Origin of the sequence: Flavicella sp. (assembly GCF_037132785.1) — a bacterium.
In the GTDB taxonomy this organism is placed as follows: Bacteria; Bacteroidota; Bacteroidia; order Flavobacteriales; family Flavobacteriaceae; genus Flavicella.
Genome location: NZ_JBAHZZ010000044.1, coordinates 1 through 8,842, shown reverse-complemented (window position 1 = coordinate 8,842; position 8,842 = coordinate 1). Strand labels below are relative to the sequence as shown.

Sequence of the window (8,842 nt, the reverse complement as noted above, 5' to 3'; positions counted from 1 at the left end):
AAACTAAAGGAAAATGAACCAAAAAATAGATCCATAACTAACATAAACAATGAAAATAAGAAAAAAAAATATAAATTTTAGATTTAAAAAGTCAAAATTGAAATCTAAAACTGAAAAGAGCATTATGCAACGGTCTTAAATATTCTAAATCATTATTACGCCATTTAAAAATTAAATTAGTGTTATTCTGTTTTTAGAGAATTGGTGTTCAGTGTTTTTCATTTCCAAATAGGTGTTTTTGTTTAGAGAAAATGAAGTTCTCTATTTTAGAAAAAACGGTGTGTGAAAATTTAGTTTCAGGTAAATTTTAGACAAAAGCAGCATAAATATATTGTTGATTGGAAGGTTTTTAAAGATGCTTTATTACTTTTGTGTTCTTGTTAAAAATGATTATATATTGAAAGTAGAAATAATTACGATAGGAGACGAAATTTTAATTGGACAAATTATTGATACGAATTCTCAATGGATGGCTGTAGAATTAAATAAAATAGGATTTTATGTCTATCAAATAACCTCCATTCAAGATGATGAATCTCATATCCTAAAAGCGTTTAAAGGTGCCGAAAACAGGGTAGATGTAGTATTGGTTACCGGAGGACTAGGACCTACCAAAGATGATATCACTAAACATACATTTGCCAAATATTTTAAGGATGAATTGATATTGAATACTGCTGTTGTGGATCATATTAAAAGTATGTTTTTAAAAAGAAATATTCGTTTTTCAGAATTGAATCGACTACAAGGCTTGGTTCCTTCTAAGTGTAAGGTGTTGCATAATGATTTAGGAACTGCGCCAGGTATGTTGTTTGAGGAGAATGACACAGTATTTGTTAGTATGCCTGGAGTGCCTTATGAGATGAAAGGACTTATGACAAATACCGTATTGCCATATTTAAAAAATAAATTTAAACTTCCGTTTATTTTGCATAAAACGGTTGTAACGTTTGGAGTTGGAGAGAGTGATTTGGCTGAAAAACTGGAAGACTGGGAGGATAAGCTACCGGAAACTATTAGGTTAGCTTATTTGCCTTCTCCAGGTATGGTAAAGTTGAGGTTGTCAGGTGAAAGTTTCGATAAAAAAAATCTTGAAAACTTGATAGTTGGAGAAATAGAGAAGTTAAAAGAGATTTTAGGTGACTTAATTATTGGGTTTGATAACGGTAATAATATTATTCAATCAGTCGCTCAGTTGCTAATTGATCAAGATAAAACAGTCTCAGTTGCAGAGAGTTGTACTGGTGGTTCTTTGGCAGCGATGCTGACAGAAAAAGAAGGAGCATCTCAGTTTTTTATTGGAGGTATCATAGCGTATAGGGAAGAGATTAAAATAATAGAATTAAAAGTGCGCAAATCTTCAATTCAAAAAAACACAATTGTTAGTAACCAAGTGGCGGAGGAGATGGCTGTTGGTATTCGAAATAAAATGCAGTCGGATTATGGAATAGCGACAACAGGTAACGCAGGTCCAACAACTGATAAAACCGATAAGTCGGTTGGAGTTGTTTGTATTGCAATTGCTACACCATCAGGAGTTTATTCAGAGGAGTTTAGTTTTGGTAAACCTAGGGAAATGGTAATTCACAGAAGTTGTAATAAAGCCATAGAATTATTAAGAAAAGAAATTATAAAAAACTATTAAGAAATGTTTGGTGATAACTATAAATAATCGTTAATTTGCACTTCGTTTAGAAAATAACAATATAAAGGGTTTTAAAGATGTCTAGAGTTTGTGAACTTACAGGGAAAAAAGCAATGGTAGGAAACAATGTTTCTCATGCATTGAATAGAACAAAGAGAAAATTTAACGCTAACTTAATTACAAAGCGTTTATATATTCCAGAAGAAGATAAATGGATTAAATTGAAATTATCTACTTCAGCGTTGAAAAACATCAACAAAAACGGAATTACTGCAGTTTTAAAAGAAGCTAGAGAAAAAGGATTTATTAAATAATTATTTTTCTTTTAAATTATATATAGAGATGGCAAAAAGAGGAAATAGAATTCAGGTAATTTTAGAATGTACTGAGCACAAAGCAACTGGGTTACCAGGTACTTCTAGATACATTACAACTAAGAATAAAAAAAACACTCCAGATAGAGTTGAGTTGAAGAAATTCAACCCAATCTTGAAGAAGATGACTGTTCATAAAGAAATTAAATAAGGTACGAAATGGCAAAGAAATCAGTAGCAACGTTACAGACAGGTTCAAAAAGATTGTCTAAAGCTATCAAAATGGTGAAATCCCCTAAAACTGGAGCTTACACATTTGTTGAAGCAATTATGGACCCTTCTAAAGTGAAAGACTTTTTAGCTAAAAAGTAATTTACTTCTATAAAATATTTAGAGCTACTTTCAATTTTTTGGAAGTAGCTTTTCTTATTTAATAATATTACGTAATTTTGATCAATTGTCAATTATGCGATTAAATTTCACTAACACTATTATATGAGCTTTTTTAAGAAGGTTTTTTCAAGAGAAAAAAAAGAAACTTTAGACAAAGGACTTGAAAAATCAAAAACAAGTTTTTTTGAGAAACTAACAACTGCAGTTGCAGGAAAATCTACTGTTGATGCGGAAGTATTAGACGATTTAGAGGATGTATTAATCTCTTCAGATGTTGGAGTAGAGACTACCTTAAAAATTATTGATAGAATTGAAGCACGTGTGGCTAAAGATAAATATATTGGAACCAATGCGTTGAATGAAATTCTTAGAGAAGAAATAGCAGGTTTGTTGTCTGAAACAAATGTTGGTAACGAAATTGAATTTACAATTCCATCAAAAAATAAACCATATGTGATTATGGTAGTTGGAGTAAATGGTGTTGGGAAAACAACGACTATTGGAAAACTTTCAGCTCAGTTTAAAAAGCAAGGCTTAAAAGTTGTTTTAGGTGCTGCAGATACGTTTAGAGCGGCTGCAATAGATCAATTACAAGTTTGGGCTGATAGAGTGAATGTACCTTTAGTTCGTCAAGAAATGGGGTCAGATCCAGCTTCAGTAGCATTTGACACCTTAAAATCTGCGGTGGCACAAAACGCGGATGTTGTGATTATTGATACTGCGGGACGTTTGCATAATAAAGTAAACTTGATGAATGAATTGACGAAGATTAAGATGGTAATGCGAAAAGTTGTTGCAGACGCACCTCATGAAGTTTTATTGGTGTTAGATGGATCTACAGGGCAAAATGCATTTGAGCAAGCAAAACAGTTTACATTAGCTACAGAGGTTAGTTCGTTGGCAGTTACCAAGCTCGATGGAACAGCAAAAGGAGGAGTGGTAATTGGTATTTCAGATCAATTTCAGATCCCTGTAAAGTATATAGGTGTAGGAGAAGGACTAGATGATTTACAAGTTTTTAATAAGATAGAATTTGTAGATTCTTTCTTTAAATAAAAGAATCATAGTGAGAATTTGAGGATCGCTTTTTAAGCGATCTTTTTTTGCTTGGAGGTTTCTGTAAATTATGCAATAATTCTTATTTGTATTGAGTATTTTTGCAAGCTAAAAATAAGTATTGATGAGAACAAAGTCTTCAAAACGAAATAAAATTAATGTTGTTACTTTAGGGTGTTCAAAGAATCTATATGATTCTGAAGTTCTAATGGGACAGTTAAAGGCAAATGACAAGGAGGTTGTTCATGAAGACCCTAATGATGAGGGGAATATTGTTGTGATAAACACTTGTGGTTTTATAGGGAAAGCAAAAGAAGAATCGATCAATACAATTTTACATTATGCTGAAAAAAAAGCAGAAGGTCTTGTCGATAAAATTTTTGTGACAGGGTGTTTGAGTGAGCGTTACAAGCCAGATTTGGAAAAAGAAATACCGGATGTGGATGAATATTTTGGAACACATGATTTGCCAAATTTATTAAAAGTATTGGAAGCAGATTACAAACATGAATTGATAGGGGAGCGTTTGACAACAACACCAAAACATTATGCTTATTTAAAAATAGCGGAAGGTTGTGACCGTCCTTGTTCATTTTGTGCGATTCCTATTATGAGAGGAAAACATAAATCAACTCCTATTGAAGAGTTGGTTATTGAAGCAACCAAGTTAGCTGAAAAAGGAATTAAAGAACTTATCTTAATAGCGCAAGATCTTACTTATTACGGACTGGATATCTATAAAAAGAGAGAATTGGCAAAATTATTAAAGGAATTAGTAAAAGTTGATGGAATTGAGTGGATTCGTTTGCATTATGCTTTTCCTGCTGGTTTTCCTTTAGATGTATTAGAGGTAATGAAAAACGAACCAAAAGTTTGTAATTACTTAGATATCCCTTTACAGCATATAAATACAGAGATTTTAAAATCTATGCGTAGAGGTACAACACGTGATAAAACATTGAATTTAATAAAAGAATTCCGTAATGAAGTTCCAGAAATGGCGATTAGAACTACGTTAATTATCGGTTATCCAGGTGAAACTGAAGAGATATTTGAAGAATTAAAACAATGGGTGATTGATTCTCGTTTTGATAGACTAGGAGCTTTTGCTTATTCTCATGAAGAAAATACGCATGCGGGTTCTTTAAATGATGATGTTCCTGAGGATGTAAAAGAAGCACGTGTTGCTGAAATTATGGAAATCCAAGCGCAAATTTCTTTTGAATTGAATCAAGAAAAAGTAGGGAAGAGATTCAAATGTTTGTTTGATAAAAAAGATGGAAATTATTTTATTGGAAGAACAGAATTTGATTCTCCCGATGTAGATAATGAAGTTTTGATAGATGCTACAAAACACTATATCCAAGTTGGACAGTTTGTAAATATTAAAATAACCGAAGCTGGTGATTTTGATTTATACGGAGAGCCAGTCTAGTTTTTGGTTGTTATCCTTTAGCTGTTAAAAAAAAGAAATTCTAAATACCAAAGGTAAAAAAGATAAAATGAAAAAAGCTTATTTTAATTGGAGTACAGGTAAAGATTCTTCTTTGGCTCTGTATAAGGTATTACAAGATAAGGAATTTGAGATAGGTACATTATTGACCAATGTAAACGGTGAGTTTAGACGTGTTTCTATGCACGGACTTAGAGAAGAACTGTTAGATAGGCAAGTAAAATTGATTGGTTTACCTCTTCAGAAAATACATTTCTCAGGAGATGTTACTATGTCCTTATATGATGAAATCATGAAAAAGGAGATGCGAAAAATTACCAATCAAAATTATAACTATGCTATTTTTGGTGATATTTTCTTAGAAGATTTAAGAGTTTATCGAGATAAAACACTAAAAGAGGTAAATCTTCAAGGTATATATCCTTTATGGAAAAAAGACACCACAGCTTTACTAAAAGAATTTTTAGAGCTTGGATTTAAGGCGATTACTGTTTGTGTGAATGCTAAATTATTAGATGAGAGTTTTGTAGGAAGGATCGTCGATCAGCAATTTATTGATGATTTACCTGATGGAGTAGATCTTTGTGGAGAAAACGGGGAATTTCATACGTTTGTATTTGATGGTCCTTTATTTAAAGAACCTGTGACTTTTGACATAGGAGAGAAGGTGTTAAGAACTTACAAAGAAACTGAAGGTAATTGCGTGAATTATAACAAGCCAAAAAATGAGGATTGTTATAAAGAGAAAAAAGATCAACAAAGTTGGGATACTGGCTTTTGGTACTGTGATTTAATTCCAAATTTTTAGGAACAAAAACACGATTTTATTTTTTTGAATAATTTATTTAAAAAGAATTATAATAATATTTAGAATTCGATTCACTTGGATTGTTTATTTTTGAGCTTCATCTATTAGGCTTAGCCGACAGTTAGTTTTAAATAATTATTTTTTTCATGCGAAATACACAAATACCTTTTCGAAACACGGGATTTTTCTCAAAACTTGTTTGTGATTATATAGATAGAAAAGATGTTATTAAAGAACTTTATGGGAATTTCCCAGATCTTGAGGGTTTTGAAAATCAATTAAATTTAAAGAAAGGACAGTTCACTCAAGAGAGTCGTTCTGTATTGTTTGATAGTTTGATTTCTCAGTATTCATGTACAAATGTTTTAGAAGCGACGAGTGAGAATATTAAGGCACTAAAAAGCTCAAATACTTTTACGGTAGTAACAGGACATCAGCTTAATATATTTACAGGTCCTTTATACTTCTTATTTAAGATTATAAGTACTATTAATTTAGTGAAACAATTAAAAGAAAAATTTCCAAAAAATAATTTTGTGCCTGTATATTGGATGGCAACAGAAGATCACGATTTTGAAGAAATTAATCATTTTTTTGTAGGGAATAAAAAAATATCCTGGGATGTAGAGAGCTCTGGGTCTGTAGGTAGAAAATCTACAGAATCTATAGAATCTGTTTACGAGGAGTTTTGTGATGCTTTAGGAAGCAGTAAAAATGCAAACTATTTAAAAGAACTTTTTAAAAAAGCTTATATAAAGCATAATACATTAACGGAAGCAACAATGTTTTTGGTCAATGAACTTTTTGGTGAATATGGTTTGGTGATAATTGATGGAGATGATCTAAATTTAAAAAAACAATTTTCTCCTTTTGTAGAGAAGGAATTATTGGAGCAGTATGCTCATCATTCCATTTCTAAAACAAATTTATTTTTAGAAAACAACTATAAGGTTCAGGTAAATCCAAGAGAAATCAATTTGTTTTATATAGAAAACGAAATTAGAGAGAGAATTGTTTTAGAAAATAATATATACAAAGTAAAGAATACTTCTATTAAATTTACTAAAACAGAGATTTTAGATGTATTAAATAATTCTCCTGAAAAATTTAGTCCAAATGTAATTATGAGACCCTTGTACCAAGAATCCGTTTTACCCAACCTGTGTTATATTGGAGGAGGAGGAGAGTTGGCGTACTGGTTGCAGTTAAAAGAACTTTTTGTAGCGTCTGAAATTGTATTTCCAGTTTTGTTGTTAAGAAATTCTGTTTTGTTAGCGACCGTGAAACAAGGAAAAAAATTAAAGAAGCTTGAACTAGAATATCAAGATTTGTTTTTAAATCAAGAAAAACTAATTAATATAATAGTTGAGAAATTTAGTGAATTAGATTTTAGTTTTGATAATCAAAGACAAATGTTACAACAAATTTTTGAAGATTTGAAACCTTTAATTTATCAAACAGATGTTACTTTTAAAGGAGCGTTGGAAGCTCAGGAGAAAAAACAAATCAAGGGTTTATTGAATTTAGAAAAACGTTTGTTAATAGCTGAAAAGAGAAAACATAAGGACGTGGTGGGACGAACTCGGAAATTACAGGATTCTCTTTTCCCTAGAAAAGGATTGCAAGAAAGAAATGTCAACTTTGCCGATTTTTATAAAGAATATGGAGAAGAGTTGATTCCAGTTTTACTAAAGCAATTGAATCCTTTAAGTTTTGAGTATTCTGTGATAGAGTTATAAAAAAACAACTGAATTTTCAACCGTTTTTTTGTTGAAAATAGTATTGAATCGATGTGTAGCTTTTATTTTTACAGCCAATTACATATTACTTAAAATCACTTCCATTTCTTGTTGTAACTCTGTCGCTTTTTCTCGAGCAGCTTGTGCAAATTTTTCATCGTTGCTAGCATATATAATTCCTCTTGAAGAATTGATTAACAAACCAACATCTTTATTCAATCCATATTTACAAACGTCTTGTAAGTTTCCTCCTTGGGCACCAACACCAGGCACCAGTAAAAAGTGATTCGGAACGATATCACGAATTCCTTTAAAGTATTCTGCTTTTGTAGCGCCTACTACATACATTAATTGTTCGTTATTGTCCCAAGTTAAAGACTGTTTTAATACATTTTGGTATAATTTTTCGTCTTCAGAGACCTGTTGCGCTTGAAAGTCCAATCCGCCTTTATTAGATGTTAAGGCTAGCATAATTGTAAATTTGTCTTTAAAAGCTAAAAACGGTTCCACCGAATCACTACCCATATAGGGAGCAACGGTAACTGAGTCGAAGTTTAAGTTTTCAAAAAAAGCTTTAGCATACATGGTTGAAGTATTTCCGATATCTCCACGTTTTGCATCTGCAATCGTGAAAATTTCAGGATGTTTATCGTTGATATAAGCAATTGTTTTTTCTAAAGACTTCCACCCTTCTAGGCCATAACATTCGTAAAAAGCAGTATTGGGTTTATAAGCAATAGTCACATGATGAGTGGCATCAATAATTTGTTTGTTGAACTCAAAAATTGGATCTTCAGTATCCAATAAGTGTTTTGGAATTTTATTGATGTCTACATCTAAACCAACACATAAAAAAGATTTTTTAAGTTTGATTTGTTCAATAAGTTCTTGTTTTGTCATTGCTCTAGGAATTGAATGGCAAAAATATACTTTTCAAAGGTTTTGTGAAAGTTTTTAGAAGTAAAGTAGTTTAGCTCCTTGTAAACTCGGAGTGTTCTTTTAAATTTAATGTTTTTAATAAATGTCCATGATTCCACTGAGCTTACGTCCTTTTACTTGATAATCTTTTTGGAGACTCCTTTTAGAGAGATTCAGTTCTCTCTTAAATAAAATAATTTTGAGCATCGTTAACTATTCTTTTTCTTGTCATATCTTCTGAAAAGGCAAGGTCTAAAGTCTAAATGAAGGTTGTTCTCTAAACCTCCATTCAATAACTTAACGCAACAAATCTAAATTTATAGATTTGTAAAATGGTAGTAAAAAAACATAGACGACTTACCCGTAAAGAAAGAGTATAAATTGAGACTCTTTTAGATGAAAAAAAATCAAAATCCTACATTGCTAAAACTCTAAATAGAGCGCGTTCAACAATTAGCAGAGAAGTTAATAAATGGGTTGAAAAAAAGACAGATAAATACGATGCAGACCTAGCAC

General features: G+C 31.3%; 9 protein-coding genes. 8 read left to right on the top strand and 1 reads right to left on the bottom strand.

Features of this window, described 5'->3' with window-relative positions:
* The first annotated feature begins 397 nt into the window (after positions 1 to 397).
* From V5787_RS02810 to bshC, 8 genes are all read left to right on the top strand, one after another.
* Positions 398 to 1,645, top strand: coding sequence for a competence/damage-inducible protein A (locus tag V5787_RS02810; protein WP_336891764.1), 1,248 nt, complete (start codon positions 398 to 400; stop codon positions 1,643 to 1,645).
* A 77-nt stretch (positions 1,646 to 1,722) separates the two neighbouring features.
* Complete coding sequence (gene rpmB / locus V5787_RS02805; RefSeq protein WP_336891763.1) at positions 1,723 to 1,959, top strand: 50S ribosomal protein L28; 237 nt, start codon at positions 1,723 to 1,725, stop codon at positions 1,957 to 1,959.
* Between the two features lie 28 nt (positions 1,960 to 1,987).
* Complete coding sequence (gene rpmG, locus V5787_RS02800; RefSeq protein WP_336891762.1) at positions 1,988 to 2,170, top strand: 50S ribosomal protein L33; 183 nt, start codon at positions 1,988 to 1,990, stop codon at positions 2,168 to 2,170.
* Between the two features lie 8 nt (positions 2,171 to 2,178).
* Positions 2,179 to 2,331, top strand: a complete 153-nt coding sequence (locus V5787_RS02795; protein ID WP_300321342.1) for a DUF4295 domain-containing protein — start codon at positions 2,179 to 2,181, stop codon at positions 2,329 to 2,331.
* A gap of 123 nt (positions 2,332 to 2,454) precedes the next feature.
* Positions 2,455 to 3,408 (top strand): signal recognition particle-docking protein FtsY, encoded by a 954-nt coding sequence (ftsY, locus tag V5787_RS02790; protein ID WP_336891761.1) that lies wholly within the window; start codon positions 2,455 to 2,457, stop codon positions 3,406 to 3,408.
* 124 nt (positions 3,409 to 3,532) lie between these two features.
* On the top strand, positions 3,533 to 4,843 hold the full coding sequence (gene rimO / locus V5787_RS02785) for a 30S ribosomal protein S12 methylthiotransferase RimO (RefSeq protein ID WP_336891760.1): 1,311 nt from the start codon (positions 3,533 to 3,535) through the stop codon (positions 4,841 to 4,843).
* 67 nt (positions 4,844 to 4,910) lie between these two features.
* Positions 4,911 to 5,669, top strand: a complete 759-nt coding sequence (locus V5787_RS02780; protein ID WP_336891759.1) for a diphthine--ammonia ligase — start codon at positions 4,911 to 4,913, stop codon at positions 5,667 to 5,669.
* 146 nt (positions 5,670 to 5,815) lie between these two features.
* Positions 5,816 to 7,408, top strand: a complete 1,593-nt coding sequence (gene bshC / locus V5787_RS02775; RefSeq protein WP_336891758.1) for a bacillithiol biosynthesis cysteine-adding enzyme BshC — start codon at positions 5,816 to 5,818, stop codon at positions 7,406 to 7,408.
* Between the two features lie 78 nt (positions 7,409 to 7,486).
* On the opposite strand, the gene pyrF is transcribed toward bshC, so the two are convergent.
* Entirely contained in the window at positions 7,487 to 8,308 is an 822-nt protein-coding gene (gene pyrF, locus V5787_RS02770) for an orotidine-5'-phosphate decarboxylase (protein WP_336891757.1), read from the bottom strand.
* Positions 8,309 to 8,842 lie beyond the last annotated feature (534 nt).